This window comes from Pseudomonas sp. GW101-3H06, from assembly GCF_059424605.1.
Genome location: NZ_JBWKZO010000001.1, coordinates 438,533 through 457,301, shown reverse-complemented (window position 1 = coordinate 457,301; position 18,769 = coordinate 438,533). Strand labels below are relative to the sequence as shown.

At 57.2% G+C, this 18,769-nt stretch carries 17 protein-coding genes and 2 tRNA genes; 17 read left to right on the top strand and 2 right to left on the bottom strand.

The genetic code is table 11. The features are described from left to right. Nucleotides 1–45 precede the first annotated feature (45 nt). The 4 genes from AC07ZE_RS02135 to AC07ZE_RS02120 all read left to right on the top strand — a co-directional run bounded on the left by AC07ZE_RS02135 (nt 46) and on the right by AC07ZE_RS02120 (nt 3,785). Complete coding sequence (locus AC07ZE_RS02135; RefSeq protein ID WP_207260606.1) at nt 46–2,274, top strand: AsmA family protein; 2,229 nt, start codon at nt 46–48, stop codon at nt 2,272–2,274. Beyond that, complete coding sequence (gene mutY / locus AC07ZE_RS02130; RefSeq protein ID WP_207260590.1) at nt 2,271–3,338, top strand: A/G-specific adenine glycosylase; 1,068 nt, start codon at nt 2,271–2,273, stop codon at nt 3,336–3,338. Before AC07ZE_RS02135 ends, mutY begins: the two co-directional genes overlap by 4 nt. Continuing rightward, nucleotides 3,335–3,607: an oxidative damage protection protein gene (locus AC07ZE_RS02125; protein WP_095192313.1), complete on the top strand. Its 273-nt coding sequence runs from the start codon at nt 3,335–3,337 to the stop codon at nt 3,605–3,607. Before mutY ends, AC07ZE_RS02125 begins: the two co-directional genes overlap by 4 nt. 102 nt (nt 3,608–3,709) lie before the next feature. Next, nucleotides 3,710–3,785, top strand: a tRNA-Phe gene (locus AC07ZE_RS02120). A gap of 106 nt (nt 3,786–3,891) precedes the next feature. Here AC07ZE_RS02120 and AC07ZE_RS02115 read toward each other — a convergent pair. Further along, nucleotides 3,892–4,341 (bottom strand): carboxypeptidase regulatory-like domain-containing protein, encoded by a 450-nt coding sequence (locus AC07ZE_RS02115; protein WP_207260578.1) that lies wholly within the window; start codon nt 4,339–4,341, stop codon nt 3,892–3,894. A gap of 276 nt (nt 4,342–4,617) precedes the next feature. On the opposite strand from AC07ZE_RS02115, the gene AC07ZE_RS02110 reads away from it, so the two are divergent. Genes AC07ZE_RS02110 through AC07ZE_RS02100 form a run of 3 tightly spaced genes read left to right on the top strand, consistent with a single transcriptional unit; the run spans nt 4,618 to nt 6,492 of the window. Then, complete coding sequence (locus AC07ZE_RS02110) at nt 4,618–5,580, top strand: alpha/beta hydrolase family protein (RefSeq protein ID WP_207260576.1); 963 nt, start codon at nt 4,618–4,620, stop codon at nt 5,578–5,580. A 36-nt stretch (nt 5,581–5,616) separates the two neighbouring features. Beyond that, entirely contained in the window at nt 5,617–6,033 is a 417-nt protein-coding gene (locus AC07ZE_RS02105; protein WP_207260566.1) for a hypothetical protein, read from the top strand. A 6-nt stretch (nt 6,034–6,039) separates the two neighbouring features. Next, nucleotides 6,040–6,492 carry a hypothetical protein gene (locus AC07ZE_RS02100; protein ID WP_207260565.1) on the top strand — a complete coding sequence of 151 codons (453 nt, stop codon included), beginning with the start codon at nt 6,040–6,042 and terminating at the stop codon, nt 6,490–6,492. Nucleotides 6,493–6,579: 87 nt separating this feature from the next. Here the strand turns inward: AC07ZE_RS02100 and gabP are convergent, their stop codons facing one another. Next, nucleotides 6,580–7,971, bottom strand: a complete 1,392-nt coding sequence (gene gabP, locus AC07ZE_RS02095; RefSeq protein ID WP_207260564.1) for a GABA permease — start codon at nt 7,969–7,971, stop codon at nt 6,580–6,582. 564 nt (nt 7,972–8,535) lie between these two features. On the opposite strand from gabP, the gene AC07ZE_RS02090 reads away from it, so the two are divergent. From AC07ZE_RS02090 to AC07ZE_RS02045, 10 genes are all read left to right on the top strand, one after another. After that, nucleotides 8,536–9,309 (top strand): ABC transporter ATP-binding protein, encoded by a 774-nt coding sequence (locus AC07ZE_RS02090; protein WP_007972784.1) that lies wholly within the window; start codon nt 8,536–8,538, stop codon nt 9,307–9,309. A gap of 13 nt (nt 9,310–9,322) precedes the next feature. Continuing rightward, nucleotides 9,323–10,072: an ABC transporter substrate-binding protein gene (locus AC07ZE_RS02085; RefSeq protein WP_207260561.1), complete on the top strand. Its 750-nt coding sequence runs from the start codon at nt 9,323–9,325 to the stop codon at nt 10,070–10,072. 78 nt (nt 10,073–10,150) lie between these two features. Beyond that, nucleotides 10,151–10,846 carry an ABC transporter permease gene (locus AC07ZE_RS02080; RefSeq protein WP_060544038.1) on the top strand — a complete coding sequence of 232 codons (696 nt, stop codon included), beginning with the start codon at nt 10,151–10,153 and terminating at the stop codon, nt 10,844–10,846. Continuing rightward, nucleotides 10,843–11,532, top strand: a complete 690-nt coding sequence (locus AC07ZE_RS02075; RefSeq protein WP_095192339.1) for an ABC transporter permease — start codon at nt 10,843–10,845, stop codon at nt 11,530–11,532. The genes AC07ZE_RS02080 and AC07ZE_RS02075 overlap by 4 nt, the downstream gene beginning before the upstream one ends. Continuing rightward, nucleotides 11,513–12,742 (top strand): methyltransferase, encoded by a 1,230-nt coding sequence (locus tag AC07ZE_RS02070; protein WP_207260559.1) that lies wholly within the window; start codon nt 11,513–11,515, stop codon nt 12,740–12,742. Before AC07ZE_RS02075 ends, AC07ZE_RS02070 begins: the two co-directional genes overlap by 20 nt. Nucleotides 12,743–13,056: 314 nt before the next feature. After that, entirely contained in the window at nt 13,057–13,584 is a 528-nt protein-coding gene (locus AC07ZE_RS02065) for a serine acetyltransferase (RefSeq protein ID WP_207267747.1), read from the top strand. A gap of 104 nt (nt 13,585–13,688) precedes the next feature. Next, nucleotides 13,689–13,764 (top strand) — tRNA-Thr (locus AC07ZE_RS02060). Between the two features lie 172 nt (nt 13,765–13,936). Beyond that, nucleotides 13,937–15,259, top strand: coding sequence for a tyrosine-type recombinase/integrase (locus AC07ZE_RS02055; protein WP_207260557.1), 1,323 nt, complete (start codon nt 13,937–13,939; stop codon nt 15,257–15,259). 1,205 nt (nt 15,260–16,464) lie between these two features. Next, nucleotides 16,465–17,442, top strand: a complete 978-nt coding sequence (locus AC07ZE_RS02050; RefSeq protein ID WP_207260555.1) for an integrase domain-containing protein — start codon at nt 16,465–16,467, stop codon at nt 17,440–17,442. Between the two features lie 427 nt (nt 17,443–17,869). Then, complete coding sequence (locus AC07ZE_RS02045; RefSeq protein WP_207260553.1) at nt 17,870–18,769, top strand: phosphoribosyltransferase-like protein; 900 nt, start codon at nt 17,870–17,872, stop codon at nt 18,767–18,769.

Here is an 18,769-nt window from a genome sequence, read left to right as displayed (position 1 = left end):
CTCCTCGGCTAAATTTCGAATTCGACTAACTACAAGGACTCGCCCATGAAAGCGTTCGGCAAAATCCTGGGTCTGGTACTTCTCGGGTTGCTGCTGATCATTGTGGCGCTGGGCTTTGCCCTGACCCACCTCTTCGATCCCAACGACTACAAGGAAGAGATCCGCCAGATTGCCCGCGACAAGGCCCACATCGAGCTGACGCTCAATGGCGATATCGGCTGGAGCCTGTTCCCGTGGCTGGGTCTGGAACTGCACGACGCCGCTGTGGCGACCCTGGCCAAACCCGCCGAACCCTTCGCTGATTTGCAGATGCTCGGCCTGTCGGTCCGCGTGCTGCCTCTGCTGCGCCGTGAAGTGCAGATGAGCGATGTGCGCGTCGAAGGTTTGAACCTGCGCCTGAGCCGCGACAAGGACGGCCACGGCAACTGGGAAGACATCGGCAAGGTCCCGGCCACTTCGAACACCGCTGGCACACCTCCCGCCACTACCAGCGAGCCTGAACCGCAAACCACCGCTCAAGCAGAGAAACCAGCTCAACCCGTTCGCCTGGACATCGACAGCCTGACGGTCAACAACGCCCGCGTCGAATACAGCGACGAGAAAACCGGCCGCCAATTCAGCGCGGAAAGCATCCAGCTGAGTACGGGTCCGGTGCACGACTCAACCAACATTCCGGTCAAGCTCACCGCATTCCTGGGTACCAACCAACCGGTCCTGCGGGTCCGCACCGAGCTCAACGGCGAGCTGCGTTTCGAGCGCGCTTTGCAGCGCTACAAGTTCGAAGACATGAAACTGTCCGGTGAAGTCGCCGGCGATCCGTTGCAAGGCAAGACCATGACGTTCGCCGCCCAGGGCCAGTTGCTGCTGGACAAGGCAGCCAACGTCGCTGAATGGACCGGCATCAAGATTTCCGCCAACCAACTGCGCGCGCTGGGTGAACTGAAGGTCAATGACCTGGACAAGACGCCGCAGGTCAGCGGCGGCCTGTCGATTGCCCAGTTCGATCTGGCAAAGTTCGTCGACAGCATCGGCCAGAAACTCCCGGCGATGGCCGAAGGCAGCCTGAGCAAAGTCGAACTGGTGAGCCGCCTGGCAGGCACGCCCACCAGCGTCGTACTGGATGACATCAACCTGAAAGTCGACGACAGCACTTTCAGCGGGCGCATCGCCGTCGAGGACTTCGCCAAACAATCGCTACGCGCCACCCTCAAGGCCGACACCTTTAACGTCGACCGTTACTTGCCGCCAAAATCGGCCGAGGCCAGCAGCGTGAAACAGGTGCGCCAGGCCGAAGTCGCCAGCACCGAAGCCGATGCCATGGCGGGCGCCGGCAGCACCCCGCTGCCGCCGGCACCGACCAAAGAGGCGTGGAGCAATGAACGCCTGTTGCCGGTGGAACGCCTGAGCAAACTGGATGTGGACGCCGACCTGACTTTCGGCCAGCTGACCCTGGAAAAACTGCCGATCCACAACGCTGTACTCAAGGCCAACGGCCAGGGTGGACTGCTGACACTGGCGAACCTGCGCGGGGACTTGTACGAAGGCAACTTCGAAGCCAAAGGCACGCTCGATGTGCGCCAGCAAACTCCCGTATTGAATTTGCAGACGCAAATCAGCCGGGTGCCGGCGGAAAAAATCCTCGAAAGCCAGGGCAAAAATCCACCGGTCAAAGGCTTGGTCACATTCAACAGCAATGTGACCGGGAGCGGTAACAGTCAGAAAGCACTGATCGAAACCCTCAATGGCAACGCCAGTTTTGTCATCAACGATGGCGTGCTGCTCAACGCCAACCTCGAACAGCAGCTGTGCAAAGGCATCGCCACGCTCAACCGCAAATCCCTCAATGGCGAGCCTCGGGGCAAGGACACGCCCTTCCAGGAACTCAAGGGCAGCCTGAACTTGCGTAACGGCGTGGCCAGCAACCCGGACCTGAAAGTGCGCATCCCGGGCATGACCGTCAACGGCAACGGTGATATCGATCTGCGAGTACTGGGCATGGACTACCGCGTGGGCATCATCGTCGAAGGCGACAAGAGTGACATGCCGGACCCGGCTTGCCAGGTGAGCGAGAGATTCGTCGGCATCGAATGGCCGCTGCGCTGCCGTGGCCCGCTGGAACTGGGCGCCAAGGCCTGCCGGCTGGATAACGAGCGCATGGGTCAGGTCGCGAGCAAACTGGCTGGCGAGCGGATCAGCGACAAAATCGACGAAAAACTTGGCGACAAGGTCAGCCCGGAACTCAAAGATGCACTCAAGGGGCTGTTCAAGCGATGAGAGCCGAGCAGTTTTCAATGGCGGTGCTGGAGTGGTACGACCGCCACGGCCGTCATGATTTGCCTTGGCAACAGGACATCAACCCCTATCGGGTGTGGGTCTCGGAAATCATGTTGCAGCAAACCCAGGTCAGCACGGTGCTGAACTACTTCGACCGTTTCATGGCTTCGCTGCCAACCGTCGAAGCCCTGGCCGCCGCACCGGAGGACGAAGTGCTGCACCTGTGGACGGGCCTGGGTTACTACACCCGCGCGCGCAATCTGCAGAAAACCGCGAAGATCGTCGTCGAGCAATACGGCGGCGAATTTCCCCGGGACGTGGAAAAACTCACCGCATTGCCGGGCATCGGCCTGTCCACCGCCGGGGCCATTGCCAGTATCAGCATGGGCCTGCGCGCGCCGATCCTCGACGGCAACGTCAAACGGGTCCTGGCGCGATTTACCGCGCAAGCGGGCTATCCCGGCGAGCCAAAGGTCGCCAAGCAGCTATGGGCGAACGCTGAGCGCTTCACGCCACATGATCGGGTCAACGCCTACACCCAGGCGATGATGGATCTTGGCGCGACGCTCTGCACCCGCAGCAAACCGAGCTGCCTGCTCTGCCCGCTGGAAAAGGGCTGCGAAGCGCACATGTTGGGTCTGGAAACCCGTTATCCGATCCCCAAGCCGCGCAAAACCGTCCCGCAGAAGCGCACGCTGATGCCAATGCTTGCCAACGGTGAGGGCGCGATTCTGCTTTATCGCCGCCCTTCCACGGGCCTGTGGGGTGGTCTCTGGAGCTTGCCGGAGCTCGACGACCTCGATGACCTGCAGCATCTGGCTTCGCAACATTCGCTGGAACTGGGCGTCCAGCAGGCGTTGCCGAGCCTGGTGCACACCTTCAGCCATTTTCAGTTATCCATCGAACCCTGGCTGGTTCAGGTCCAGGAGACAGGCCATCACGTGGCCGAGGCCGACTGGCTCTGGTATAACCTCGCCACCCCGCCGCGCCTGGGCCTCGCCGCCCCGGTCAAAACCTTGCTCGAACGCGCGGCCGTCGTATTGAACGCAGGAGAGTCGTCATGACCCGCACCATCATGTGCCGCAAGTACAAAGAAGAATTGCCTGCCCTGGAGCGCGCCCCGTTCCCGGGCGCCAAAGGCCAGGACATTTTTGACCACGTCTCGGCCAAGGCCTGGGCCGATTGGCAAAAGCACCAGACCCTGCTGATCAATGAAAAGCGCTTGAACATGATGAACGCCGAAGACCGCAAATATCTTCAGGGCGAGATGGACAAGTTCTTCTCCGGCGAGGATTACGCCAAGGCTGAAGGTTACGTGCCGCCCGCTGAGTAACCCCGTGAAATCGGGGGTCGGATCGTAAGCGACGGTAATAATTAAATTTTTTTGAAAACTTGCTTGACGACCCCCTGAAAAACCCGTTTAATGCGCCCCGTTGCCCAGATAGCTCAGTCGGTAGAGCAGGGGATTGAAAATCCCCGTGTCGGCGGTTCGATTCCGTCTCTGGGCACCAAATACCGAAAACCCTGAATCGAAAGATTCAGGGTTTTTTTTATGCCTGCGGTTTGATAAGTGGCCTCCCTGCCCGACTCCATGAGATAGCTACCCGCCCCCGCGCCTCAGCTATCACTGTTCCAGTGGAAGACCAGATTACGAGCCGCACCGCTTCCTATATCCGCAGTATCACGCCGTACCTCGCCATTGCGCGTCGCGATCACGGTGTACTTGCCGGCAGGCAGCTGAACATATACCAGCGGTCCCGCCTCATTCAGCGTCAACACGGGTTGCCCTGAGGCTTTCTGGATAACGACATCCACGTCAGGAATGTATTTATTGTCCGGTCCGACAGCGAAGGTCATGTGCAAGTTGTAGCCAGCTGTTTGCTGGATGGCCTTCGACTCATCTACACCGATACCGCCCGACAAATAGGGAATCCCGTTTTGCTGCTGCTGTTGAACCTGCACGCCCGAGCTATCGATAGGCTCAAGATTGGCGGCAGTTGTCACACCTGAGAACATCAGCGCGCCGACTGCGGCAACGGGCAACATGAATGAATGGACATACTTCATGATGACGACTCCCGGGCTCTGAAGAACCCATCTGTTACTTAATTTTTGATTTCTGGCGCAGTCATCGGGTTTTAGATCAATTTGTGCTTGAGCTCACTACGAAACGTACTATGTGACACTCCCTATACCGCTCTTGCGCCCCGAAGCTGCTCCCGACAACGCCCAGCGGCACGGGATGCACGCCACCTGAACATCTCCGTGCAATCCAATGGGCCCTGTTGTCCAGACGTGGCGTGAAGATTATCGTGGGCAACTCCCCGCAAAGGTCCAACACCGATGAATTTGCAGGACACGCCCTCACGGGCCCCTACACAAATCGAGTTGCAGCTGACAGGCGATGTATCGGGTGAATATTTCAAGCAACCCGCCGCCGACGGTTACTTGTTGGGCGGTTTTACCTGGCGCCACGCTGCCCGGGATACGTCTCGCGCGGTCGTCATCATCAACGCCGCCACCTCCGTCCGCTGCCGACACTACTCGCGCTTCGCCGATTACCTGTTTGCCAACGGCTTCGATGTCATCACCTATGACTATCGCGGTATTGGCGAGTCGCGCCCGGCATCGATCAAAGGATTGAAGGCGTCATGGTCCGATTGGGGGGCCCTGGATTTCGAGGCGATGCTCAAGCGCGCACAGCATGAGTTTCCCGGCCAGCCGATCGATGTCGTCGGTCACAGTTTTGGAGGTTGTGCAGCGGGCCTGGGAGCGTCCGGACAACTCATCCGACGCTTGGTGACGGTCGGTGCGCAGTTCGCTTACTGGCGCGATTACGCGCCGGCCCATCGCTGGCGGATGTTCGGCAAATGGCATGTGGTGATGCCGATAGTGACGATGATTTGCGGTTACTTTCCCGGCAAGCGCCTCGGCTGGCTCGAAGACACGCCGGCGGGGGTGGTTCGTGACTGGAGCACGCCCACACCGCTCTACGAAAAGCGCCCCAGCGGCCAGGACAGCCATGTCGGGAACTTCGCCGCGGTCACCGCGAAAACCCTGGCGATCAGCATCAGCGACGATCCCTACGGCACCATCCCGGCCATCGAACGCCTGCTCGGCTACTTCACAAGCAGCACCAACACCCACCTGCGCATCGCCCCCGAAGACATCGGCGAAGCAGAAGTCGGACATTTCGCCTTTTTTCGCAGCGCATACCAAGCCACACTATGGCCCATTGCATTGTCCTGGCTACAAAACGGCGAACTGCCCCCCGAGACACCCGGGCGAACAGTGCCACGCAGCTGAGACACTGCCCTCTCAACGAATGACGGAACGACGCCCATGGCCTCCGCCAACAAGCAGCAAAAACGCGCCTCCCGCGCCAAGGCCAAGGCCAAGCAGAACCGCAGCCAACGCGCCGCCGCGCCGGTCGAACTGGACCCGAACGATGATCGCATCGATTTCGAGTCGGTGGACCTGACCGAACTGTTCAAGAAAATGATCGACGCGCAAAAAGTCAGTCAGCAAGCCATGTGCATCGCCTTCCTGGAAGACCCGCTGCTGGAGCTGGTGTACGAGCAGGAGGGCGAAGAAGGTGCAATGGACTTCATCCTCGCGGCGTTGATCGAATACCGTCAATGGTCCGCCGAAACCGACGAAGCCGGCGCCCTGGCGTGGATCGAATCCCCAGCCTTCCAGGCTGACTACGTGGCAGCGTCCGACGTTATCGCAGCCCAAACCCAACAGAAACCGAACTGAGTTCCCATGGCCTCCCTGAACAAGCAACAGAAACGCGCCAAACGCGCCAAGCTCAAAGCCAAGCAAATCAACATCCACGGCAGAAAGCCCGCCGCGCTTGACGATGACCTGGGTGAAATCGGCGAGCCGATCCCGGAATACACCCTGGCGATGTTCAGCAAGATGCGCGATGCGGAAGCTGTCAGCCGTAGTGAAATGCTCGCCGTACTGCTGACGAACCTCGCTTTTATCATCATTGACCATCCAGAACTGCTGGACATGGAAAACGCCGACGACGAAGGCATGGCCGCTACCCACCTGGCCGCCGACATGCTGATCGACTACCGCATGTGGGCCGACGGCATGGACCGCGACGCCGCTCAGGCTTGGCTGACCGACCCACAGTTCATTGCTGACTTCGGCGACGCACTGGACGTCTACCGCCAGTCGGTGGATGCGCCGGAAGAAAAAACCGAATAAGGCTTCCAACTCAAACAAAAACGGCCGCTCGTCATCACTGACAGCGGCCGTTTTTTTACTTCAACAATCTGCCTTGAGTCAGAAGACTCAGCGCGCGACTGCCGCCACACCGCGCTCGATGCGACGACGGCGGGCAACCAGCAAGCCGGCAGCCACCACCAGAGCGCTGAGCAGGCCGGTCGCAAGGATTTCCACGCGGTGGGCGTCCTGGAACAGCATGATGGTCAGGGCCGCGACGATGAATACAATCACCGCGTAGGTAAGGCCCGGAAACAGCCACATGCTGAAGACGATTTTCTCGCCGCGAGCCATGCGCTGTTTGCGCATGCGCAGTTGCGAGATCGCAATCACCAGGTACACCAGCAGCGCAATCGCGCCAGAGCTGGCCAGCAGGAATTCGAACACCGCCGCCGGGGCTACGTAGTTGGCGAAGGTTGCCAGGAACGCTGCGCCAGTGGACAGCATGACCGCCCAGTACGGGGTGCCGCTTTTGTTGGTGCATGTGGACACGGCCGGTGCATCACCGCGCTTGCCCAGGGAGAACAACATGCGCGACGACGTGTAGAGCGCCGAGTTCAGGCAGCTGGTCACGGCGACCAGTACCACGATGTCGACGATCATCTTGGCATTCGGGATACCCATGCGCTCAAGCACGGTCTGGTAGGAACCAAGGCTGGCCAGAACCGGATCGTTCCATGGCACCAGGGCCACGACGATGAAGATCGATACGAGGTAGAACAAGCCGATGCGCCAGATCACCGAGTTGGTGGCCTTGGAGATTTGCTTGCCAGGATTCTTCGATTCCGCGGCCGCGATGGTCACGATCTCGGTACCCATGAAGGAGAACATGGTGGTCAGGATGGCACCCAGCACCGCGCCCATGCCATTTGGCAGGAAGCCTTGGGTGTCGAACAGGTGTGAAACGCCGCTGACCTGGCTGCTCGGCAGGAAGCCGAAGATCGCCAACACGCCGAGGACGATGAAACCAATGATCGCCACAACCTTGAGCAGGGCAAACCAGAACTCGAACTCACCGTAGTTTTTCACGCTGAACAGGTTGGTCACGGTCAGCAGCATGGTAATGACCAGGGCAAAGGCCCAGATGTCCACGCCAGGAAACCAGGCGTGCAGGATAGTTGCGGCGGCGTTGGCCTCCAGAGGGATGACGAGCACCCAGAACCACCAGTACAACCAGCCGATGGTGAAGCCGGCCCAGTGACCGATTGCACGATCGGCGTATGTCGAGAAAGAGCCGGTGTCTGGCGAGGCAACCGCCATTTCACCCAGCATGCGCATCACCAACACCACCAACATACCGGCGGCGGCATAGGCCAACAGCACGGCCGGGCCTGCAGCAGCGATGGCGTGGCCCGAGCCAACGAACAGGCCGGCGCCGATAACCCCGGCGATCGACAGCATGGTCACATGACGCGGTTTAAGCCCCTGTTCGAGGCCGTTAGAGCTTTGGGTACTGCTCATTGAAACTACCTTTGTAAGGAAAAGCGAATGCATGCATCCCGTTTGAATTTCCCTTCTGTAAAAAGAAACAAACGGGGCGTTCCGGAATCTGCACGCAATAATTGCGCCAAAATGTTTCAAAACCCTCTACCCCGGCGATCTCACCCTGACCGGACAGTCATCGCAACTCATTGATAATAATGGCACTTTGCCAAATCGTTACCCTGCGACTCACTTTGTGAACGAAACAGCGCACCGGGAACACACCTCGCAATCCCTTAACGCACAGTAAAAGTGCGGATCGGCAACCTTTGGCCTGTTAGCGCTTCCAACCCCCCGCCAAAGCTGGCAACATCGCGCCCTTTTTTACGCGACAGCCACCGCGCTTTTACCTGCGGGCAGGGTTCAAACGGCTGTTCGGTTGTTGATGGGGCGACAGTCTGCTGCGTCGATGCGACAACCTGTCACATGCCACCTGCTTACTGCCCGTAGCGCTGTTGGCTGCCTTTGAAACGCTATGCTAGCTTGGCCGCCTCGCCAGGAAGGCCACCAACAGCAGGAGCGAATACACAATGAGGAACGCACATGGCTGAGGCCACGCCCGCGCTTGAAATCCGCAACTTGCACAAACGCTACGGCTCGCTGGAGGTGCTTAAAGGCATCTCGCTGACCGCCCGCGACGGCGACGTGATCTCGATCCTGGGTTCCTCCGGCTCCGGCAAGTCCACGTTCCTGCGTTGCATCAACTTGCTGGAAAACCCGCATCAGGGGCAGATCCTGGTGGCCGGCGAAGAACTCAAACTCAAGGCCGCGAAGAACGGCGAGCTGGTCGCTGCCGATGGCAAGCAGATCAACCGCCTGCGCAGCGAAATCGGTTTTGTGTTTCAAAACTTTAATCTTTGGCCGCACATGAGCGTGCTCGACAACATCATCGAAGCCCCGCGCCGCGTGCTCGGCCAGAGCAAGGCTGAAGCCATTGAAGTAGCCGAAGCCCTGCTGGCCAAGGTCGGTATCGCCGACAAGCGCCACGCCTACCCGGCGCAACTGTCCGGCGGGCAGCAACAACGCGCAGCCATCGCCCGCACCTTGGCCATGCAGCCCAAGGTCATCCTGTTCGATGAGCCGACCTCCGCGCTTGACCCGGAAATGGTCCAGGAAGTACTTAATGTCATCCGCGCACTGGCCGAAGAAGGCCGCACCATGCTGCTGGTAACCCATGAAATGGGCTTTGCCCGTCAGGTCTCCAGCGAAGTGGTGTTCCTCCACCAGGGCCTGGTAGAAGAGCAAGGATCGCCACAGCAGGTGTTTGAAAACCCGCTTTCGGCGCGCTGCAAACAATTCATGTCCAGCAACCGCTAACGGAGCTACCCGCATGCAGAACTACAAAAAGGTCTTCCTGGCTGCCGCCGTCACCCTGGCCTTTAGCGCCAGCGCCATGGCCGAAAACCTGAAGATGGGTATCGAAGCGGCCTACCCGCCGTTCAACAACAAAGATGCCAGCGGCAACGTTGTCGGCTTCGACAAGGAAATCGGCGACGCCCTGTGCGCCAAGATGAAAGTCGAATGCACCGTCGTCACCTCCGACTGGGACGGCATCATCCCGGCCCTGAACGCCAAGAAATTCGATTTCCTGATCTCGTCGATGTCGATCACCGACGAGCGCAAGCAAGCGGTGGATTTCACCGACCCGTACTACTCCAACAAGCTGCAGTTCATCGCCCCGAAAAACGTCGATTTCAAGACCGACAAGGCTTCGCTGAAAGGCAAGATTATCGGCGCCCAACGAGCGACCCTGGCCGGCACTTGGCTGGAAGACAACATTGGCGATGACATCACCATCAAGCTCTACGACACCCAGGAAAACGCCTACCTCGACCTGACCTCCGGTCGTCTGGACGGCATCCTGGCCGACAAATACGTCAACTACGAGTGGCTGAAAAGCGACGCCGGCAAGCCCTACGAATTCAAGGGCGACCCGGTGGAAGAAAGCGACAAGATCGGTATCGCGGTACGTAAAAACGACCCGATTCGCGACAAGCTGAACACCGCGCTGAAAGAAATCGTCGCTGACGGCACCTACAAGAAGATCAACGACAAGTACTTCCCGTTCAGCATCTATTGATACTGACCTGCCGGACCGGCGTCGCCTTGTGATGACGCCGGTCCCCGGCCTTGCCTGCCGCGATTTGAAAAGAAATCCATGATTATCGACCTCTACGGATTCGGCCCGGCGCTCGCCGCTGGCGCGCTGATGACTGTGAAACTGGCACTCTCGGCCCTGTGCCTGGGGCTGGTACTCGGTCTGCTCGGCGCCTTGGCCAAGACTTCCCCGTACAAGCCGCTGCAATGGCTTGGCGGTACTTACTCGACCCTGGTTCGCGGCATCCCGGAATTGCTCTGGGTACTGCTGATCTATTTCGGCACGGTCAACCTGATGCGTGCGCTGGGCGAATTCTTCGGTAACCCCGACCTGGAACTCAATGCCTTCGCCGCCGGTGTGATTGCGCTGGGCCTGTGCTTTGGCGCCTACGCCACGGAAGTGTTTCGTGGCGCGATCCTCGCCATTCCCAAAGGCCATCGTGAGGCCGGCGTAGCCCTGGGCCTGTCGAAATGGCGGATCTTCACCAAGCTGATCATGCCGCAGATGTGGCGCATCGCCCTGCCCGGCCTGGGCAACCTGTTCATGATCCTGATGAAAGACACCGCGCTGGTATCGGTGATCGGCCTGGAAGAAATCATGCGTCACGCACAAATCGGCGTGACCGTGTCCAAACAACCGTTCACCTTCTATATGGTGGCCGCGTTCATGTACCTGGGTCTGACGATTCTGGCCATGACCGGCATGCACTTCCTGGAAAAACGCGCCGCTCGCGGCTTCGCGAGGAGCACCCAATGAACTGGGAAGTCATCATCAAGTGGCTGCCGAAACTGGCCCAGGGTGCAACCCTGACCCTGGAACTGGTGGCCATCGCCGTGATCGCCGGCTTGCTGCTGGCGATTCCACTGGGCATCGCCCGCTCGTCGCGCCTGTGGTGGGTGCGGGCATTTCCCTACGGCTACATCTTCTTTTTCCGTGGCACACCGCTGCTGGTTCAGCTGTTCCTGGTCTACTACGGGCTGGCGCAGTTCGATGTCATCCGCAACAGCTCGATGTGGCCTTACCTGCGCGATCCGTTCTGGTGCGCCACGGCGACCATGACCCTGCACACCGCGGCCTACATCGCCGAAATCCTGCGCGGCGCCATTCAGGCGATTCCACCGGGCGAGATCGAAGCAGCACGCGCGCTGGGCATGTCAAAGCCCAAGGCGCTGTTCTACATCATCCTGCCACGGGCGGCACGTATCGGTCTGCCGGCCTACAGCAACGAAGTGATCCTGATGCTCAAGGCCAGCGCCCTGGCCAGCACCGTGACCTTGCTGGAACTGACCGGCATGGCCCGCACCATCATTGCCCGGACCTACCTGCCGGTAGAGATCTTCTTCGCTGCCGGCATGTTCTACTTGCTGATGGCTTATGTGCTGGTGCGCGGCTTCAAGCTGCTGGAGCGTTGGCTGCGCGTCGATGCCTGCCAAGGGCGTTGATTCCCGCGTGTTGACGGGCGAGGCCCTGCTCGCCCGCTTCACGGCGCTGGATGCTTTTCTGACAACGCATCAGGCCCTGTGGAAACCACGGCCGTTCACGCACCTGCAACTTCCCTGGGAAACTTCCTACACTGAGTTGGCCCTCTGGCTGCGCGGACGGTCGCTGGAAGATGCGGAAAACGCACACAACCAACCTGCCCTTTTAGATGCGCCGGAGCCTTTTGCGACCTTGGCGGCGAAGTCTCTTGCGCTGAGTAGCGTGGATGAATTGCCCGCCCACGCGCTGGAAGCGGCGGGCCATCGATTAAATGTCGATGTGCCGGGGCGCAAGTGGCAGCAAATCGAAGCCTTTGCCAGTCGCCTGCTGTTCACCCATGCGCCCAAGCATTGGCTGGACTGGTGTTCGGGCAAAGGGCACTTGGGAAGACGCTTGCTGCAAACCGGCCAACAGCTGACTTGCCTGGAATATGACCCGGCACTGGTCGCCAGCGGCCAGGCTTTAAGTCAGCGCCATCAACTGCATGCGCTGCATATCGAGCAGGATGTACTCGCTGTCGATGTGGCCACGTTATTGAACGCCCAACACACACCCGTCGCACTGCACGCCTGCGGCGATCTCCACGTGAGGTTGATTCAGCTCGCCAGCGCTGCAGGCTGCAAACAACTCGCCATTGCTCCTTGCTGTTACAACCGAATCAGTCTTCCCCGGTACTCGCCACTTTCCTCGGCCGCCATGGCCGCCGACCTACAGCTGTCTCTCGATGATCTGGCGTTACCAATGAGCGAAACCGTCACCGCTGGTGCACGCGTCCGACGCCAACGCGACAGCTCCATGGCCCGACGCCTGGCCTTCGACCTGCTGCAACGGCAACTGCGCGGCGTTGACGAATACCTGCCAACACCTTCCCTGCCCAGCGCCTGGCTGGACAAGCCCTTCGCCGATTACTGCCAGCATTTGGCCCACCTTAAAGATTTATCCACAATCGGCCCGCAGGATTGGCCGGTTCTGGAAGCCGCAGGTTGGCAGCGCTTGGCGCAGGTGCGCAATCTGGAGCTGCTGCGCGGACTGTTTCGACGCCCACTGGAGCTTTGGTTGGTACTCGATCGCGCACTTTTCCTCCTCGAACAGGGTTACAAGGTTCGTCTCGGCACTTTTTGTGAAACCCCGCTCACACCGCGTAATTTCCTGATATTGGCAGAACACACCTAAGACCCGAACCTGTGGATAACTCTGTTGATGAAATATCGTGGATCCAATATTTTACAGCTGTTTCAGGGGTGAAACGTCACTGTTCAGTTTTCGTACACTTGGATAAAAAACCAGAAAAACAGTGATTTGCGAACAGTTGAGAACGGATCCACAAATTCGTCATATACCCCGTGCATTGCGAATCCCGTTGTGCATAAGCATTTAAGCAAAAGACATATCTGTTGAAATTTGGGCAGAAAGTGAGCGTAGGAATCGTGATAGCCAGCAGCTACTATCAAAGACCTCACAACACCCACAATCAACAGGGCCATGTTTTGAATCTGGACACCTTGGTAGAACATTGGCGGTCGGAAGTCTCGAACAAGAAAAAACGCGGAAGCCGCACGGGGCTCATCAGCAACATCCTCAAGCGGACTCGCAAGAACAATGCCCTGCGCTACTTGTTCATGTTTCGACTGGCCCAGTACTTTTATTCCGGAAACGGTTTTGCGCGCTGGTATGCCAAGCGTCTTGAGAGAAAACTCAACCTCAAGTACGGCGTCGACATCAGCATCGACGCCCAAATTGGACCGGGATTTCGCATCGGCCACCTGCCGGGCGTAGTGATCACCGGCGAAGTCAAAATCGGCCGCGACTTCTTCATCCGGCAAAACACCACGATTGGCATCAAGACCCTGGGACTGAACAGCTACGACCTGGTCATCGGCGACAATGTCAGCGTGGGCGCCAACAGTTGCATCATCGCGGACACCCTGACAATCGGCGACAACGTCATCATCGGGGCCATGTCGTTCGTCAACAAAGACATCCCGTCGGGCACCACGTTTTACAACCCTCGATGAGGCTCAGTGCACACCAGAAATCTTCCACAAAGGCCTGCGCAAAAATAGTCAGAATTCAGGGGTTTACAGAACCAACCCAATCGCTATAATCGTCGCCCTGACACGCCGGTATAGCTCAGATGGTAGAGCAACTGACTTGTAATCAGTAGGTCCCGGGTTCGATTCCTGGTGCCGGCACCATCCAAGGTTCCATAGAAAGCTTTCAAAATCTCTGGAACCCCCGAAAAACCCGCCTTCTGGCGGGTTTTTTCGTTTTGGCGTTCCGTCAGATTCCGTCAAAATCTGTTGGATTCCGACCGTTTTAGGGATAGATATAGGGGTAAGGTCATTCGATAAAGGGAGGAGTACCCTTATGTCGCGCACCACTGCACCACTCTCCGATTCGGCTTGCCGCGCAGCCAAGCCCACCGACCGCGCCTACAAGCTTTTCGACGGCGACGGCCTCTACCTCCTCGTCCAACCCAATGGCCGTAAAGGCTGGCGTCTCAGGTATGTAAAACCTGATGGACGCGAAGGACTGACTTCGTTCGGCAACTACCCCGTGGTTGGTCTCGCCGATGCGCGCCACAAGCGCCTGGAGCTCAAGCGGATGTTGGCGGAAGGCGTCGACCCCATAGAGTCCAAACACCAAGCCAAGACGCAGGCCGCAATCCAAGGCCGAACCTTTGAAAGCGCGGCCCTGGACTGGCACAAAGCGATGTCTGCCAAATGGGCACCGGGCCATGCCAAGACGGTTCTGAGCCGCCTCAAAACCCATGTCTTTCCACTGATCGGCGCTCGCTCTATTGTCGACTTGGACACCCATGACCTGATGCAACCTCTGGAAGCGATCCAGGAGCGCGGCACAATTGACGTAGCTTTAAGGGTACAAAACTACCTGCAAAGCATCATGCGCGAGGCGAAGCGTGCTCGACAGATCGCGGCAAACCCTGCCTCCGACCTTGAAGGTTTGATCAAAGCCCCGAGGGTTGTTCACCGCCCAGCGTTACCCTTATCGCGTCTGCCTGAATTGCAGGAGCGCATTGAGGGTTATAACGGCCGCGTACTTACCCGGCTGACGGCCATGCTCTCGCTGCATGTATTTGTCCGCTCCAGTGAACTGCGCTTTGCCCGTTGGAATGAATTTGACCTCAAGCGCGGCACCTGGGAGATTCCCGACACCCGTCCCGCGTTGGACGGCGTCCCCTTTTCCACAAGGGGTACAAAAATGGCCGGGGATATCCATCTTGTACCCTTATCGCCGCAAGCCGTGGCCCTGCTTGAACAGATCCGCGTCCTCACCGGTAAATTCGACCTGGTGTTTGCAGGCGATACCAAGCCCTGGAAACCCATGTCTGAAAACACGGTGAACAGCGCGCTTCGAAAGATGGGCTACGACACCAAAACCGAAATCTGCGGCCATGGCTTTCGTTCGATGGCCTGCAGCGCACTGATCGAATCAGGATTGTGGTCGGAGACAGCCATTGAACGGCAGATGAGCCACAAGGAACGCAACAACGTCCGCGCCGCTTACATCCACAAGGCCGAGTTCATCGAGGAGCGCAGGCTGATCATGAACTGGTGGAGCCGGTACCTGGAGGCCAATCGGCAGGAGCATGTCACCCCGCACGAATTTGCCAATCAGACCGGGGCGAACGTCACGCGACTCAAGGCGAAAAGCCGCTTGAGGGAGTAGGCCGTTAGCCTACTCCTCGTCCTGCCCACCCATGTGCGCTTTGTACGCCTGCTTTTCATGAGTCTGCCCCAAGCATCGATCATCGGCGCGTCAATATGATTGCTCAACAAGCAGCCATCATCGTTTCGCTGCATATCCAGTTCGACGTTATGTTCGGAGCTAGCCCCGTTATGTTCGGAGCTGCTGGCGTAATGTTCGGAGCTCTGCAGCGGACCTACGAACACTTGCTCCCGCGTAGGCAGGTCACACGGCCAAAAGCCAATCGCCAATCGCCAATCGCGGCGCAGCAAAGTAAGCGTACGTTCTCGAAATCTCGATGATCCGCTTGTCCACGCGGGTCCATCCAAACAGGGCTGCAAAGCCGCCCTGCTTGGATGGACCTCACTTAAAAAATCTAAAACCCATGCAACTGTCTGTGGAAAACCACAGATTTCCACCGGTGGATAATTTCATCCACAGCCGCAGAACTCCCGAAAATTAGAGTCTTGACCCGAATTATCCACAGGCGTAGAAAAGATCGGGCAAAGTGCTGTCGTTGACAGCAACCCAGGTAGCCAGAACCTTTGAGGCTACGCCACACCGTGGTGGTTCTCCCCAAGTGCGATTAGCGTCCGGCGGCTCGCACGGTCACAGCGATGTGATGGATGCCTACTTTTACCAGTGTGCCCACTGCGGCAACTCATCCCCTTTCATAGCTGCCCTGCAGCAACCTATCCGCGTAGTCATTTCCTTGCGCCAACCTGCGCCCGTCTCTTTCTCCAGGAAAGAGACGGGCGCTCCTACCGCTGCTGCAGCACAACTCGTACAAGGCTTTGCGGCATTCCCCCTCGTGACAATCGGCGCGACAAACACCGAAGTCACCAGCAACAGCGTTGCGGATGATGGTGCCGCAGCCCACGGAATGGACTGCACCTGACTGACAGTCAGGCATGCCCCGGTCATCGCATAGCTGCCTTCACCCAACTCAGGATCTCGCGGCATTGGTCTCGTCAGCCAATGCAGCCTCCACCCGCCCACTTTCTCGGAAGTGCTCAGGAGGCCAGATCATGAGATGCCCAAGCTCCCGGTCGTAAGGAGCCGCCAGTCCCGCGTTAGTGGACAACCCTCACAGGTCGCAGGGGCCTTGATCCCTGATAACACTCAACATTCGTGGCGGGATGACGTGGGGAAAGTTTTACAAGTGTGGCTTCGAGAGGGGATTGGTCATGGGATTGGTCGGTAGACGTGAAGGGCGCAATTTTGGATGGGGCCGGCAAATGAGCTATGCAGGACCACAGGCATTAAAGGATATGTTTGGAGAAGGTCACTACGGCACGGTCAAAGCACACAGCGACCGCTGGCAGGCCTTTGTGCGTTGGTGCAGATCAAAAGATGGGCCGGGATTCAATGATGCGAGGCAAATTGATCGACAGACGCTGGCGGACTATGCCGCACATTTACGCGGCTTGGTAGAGCGCGGTGACTTAGCGATTTCCACAGCACATAATCGTCTGTCAAGCGTGAACAGAACACTGGCCGCGCTTCGGGCCGATCGATGCGTGAAATTGACCAGTCCAAGTGCGGCCCTAGGAATGCGGCGAAGAACTGTTCGTACTGTGGCTCCACAAGGACAAGACGCCATGCAAGTGGCTCTGATCCTGAATTCCTTACACGATAGATACCCTATTGCAGCGGCTATAGCTCTACTTGCCCGCGCTACCGGCATGCGTTTACGCGAAGCCATTTTGGCCGACCTACCCCGACTTACGCGCGAAGCCGACCGCCTTGGTAGGATCAATATCCAGGATGGCACTAAAGGCGGCCGCCGTGGAGCCAACGCGCCGCGCTGGATCAATCTGGACCGTTCCATTAGCTACGCTCTCAAATACGCCGAGCAGATGTCACCCAAGGGCAGTCACAACTTACTAGCTTTGGAACAAAGCTACCGCGACTTTCAGCAGAAAGTTGTACGCCCTGCACGATTACTGCTACACGAAAATGGACTCAAAGGCTTTCATGAACTGCGAGCAGCTTACGCGTGCGGCCGCTACGAACAGATCACCAACCATGCAGCCCCCATCAACGGCGGAAAGTGTAGGAAGCTTGATCCAGGCCTCGATAAAAGTGCAAGACTCAAAATAAGTTACGAACTTGGACATAGTCGTATAGACATCGTCTCAGCCTACATAGGTGGGCAAACATGAGAGAATCAGTAGATATTAGACTTTTTCTTACTGCTGTACTGTCTGGAGCGACAAGTACCCGAATACGCCATGTCAAACAAGGAGAAATCATACAACTGGCCATTTCGAAACGCTGGAGCAAAAAATCTCCTTGGACTTGGCAGAAGAAACATCTGCTTTGGTTCCTCCAGCAAAGTCGAACAGTGCATTCACCTGCTACGCATTACCGCTATGTTCTCACCATTCAGCTCATTGCGACCAGGCTCGGAAAACCATGGAAATTTTAACAGCGTTGTCGCCTAGGACACGGAGCACCGGTGTAGATTCGCGGCTAACAATTTGCTAGGCTGCATCCAGTTCTTATTTCAGGCCCCCTAAAAAAACGAGCCGTGACACTGGAAGAGATCAAGCCAATGCACCGAGTCGAAACCAGATCAAAGGATAAGATATGACCTCTTACAAGGAGTTACTCGACGAAACCCAGGAATACTCCTTAAAAGTCAAACAGTATGCCAAACTCCAGATTGAACAACGCATCTGGGACTCAATTACCAGTAATGATTTAGACAATTGGCTTAGCAATTTCAAAAATACTGAAGAGCAATTGCTATCAGCAATACTTCTAGAGAGCTTAATATCACGCTCGGAAGCCCAGACGACCTCAATATTAACAAGCGCATTACAATGCTCGCTACCCAATGCCAAATACAATACGCCAGAAGAAATATTCGAAGGAGTTGACTACATCAAGCAACTCACTTCCAGGCAAGTAATAGACTCAATTCGAATTGTACCTGTAATTAGAGACTTAGACCCTCCAACCAAAAGTGGACCTTCCATCGCCAGAATGTACAAGAGACAACTAGGCGTTAACGAAAAGTACATGATCTGGCCATGGCTAATAAAAGATAGCATCCCAAAAGGGACAAATTCGTTTGTATTTATTGACGACGTATTAGCTAGCGGCCAGCAAGCATCTGAGTTCTTTACAGCCTACGAACTACACAAGTATGAAGAAGTACACTTCTCATACATACCTCTTCTGGCGCATGAAGAAGGTATTAATCGATTGAAGCTGGACCACCCATATATAAACATCAGTCCAGTGGAAAGAATAGACCACGGTAACAGTCTATTTAAAAATGAACGTTTTAGCAGCATCACAGACCTAGAACAACTTTATTTGAAAGTCGCGAAAAAATATATAAATCGAAGACTATTCAACCAGATGCCGACTGGATACAACTCCCTCGCATTGACTTTCTCATATCACCACGCAACGCCCAATGCTAGCCTACCGCTATATTGGTATGAAAGCGACAAATTTTACCCATTGGTGAGGCGTTAA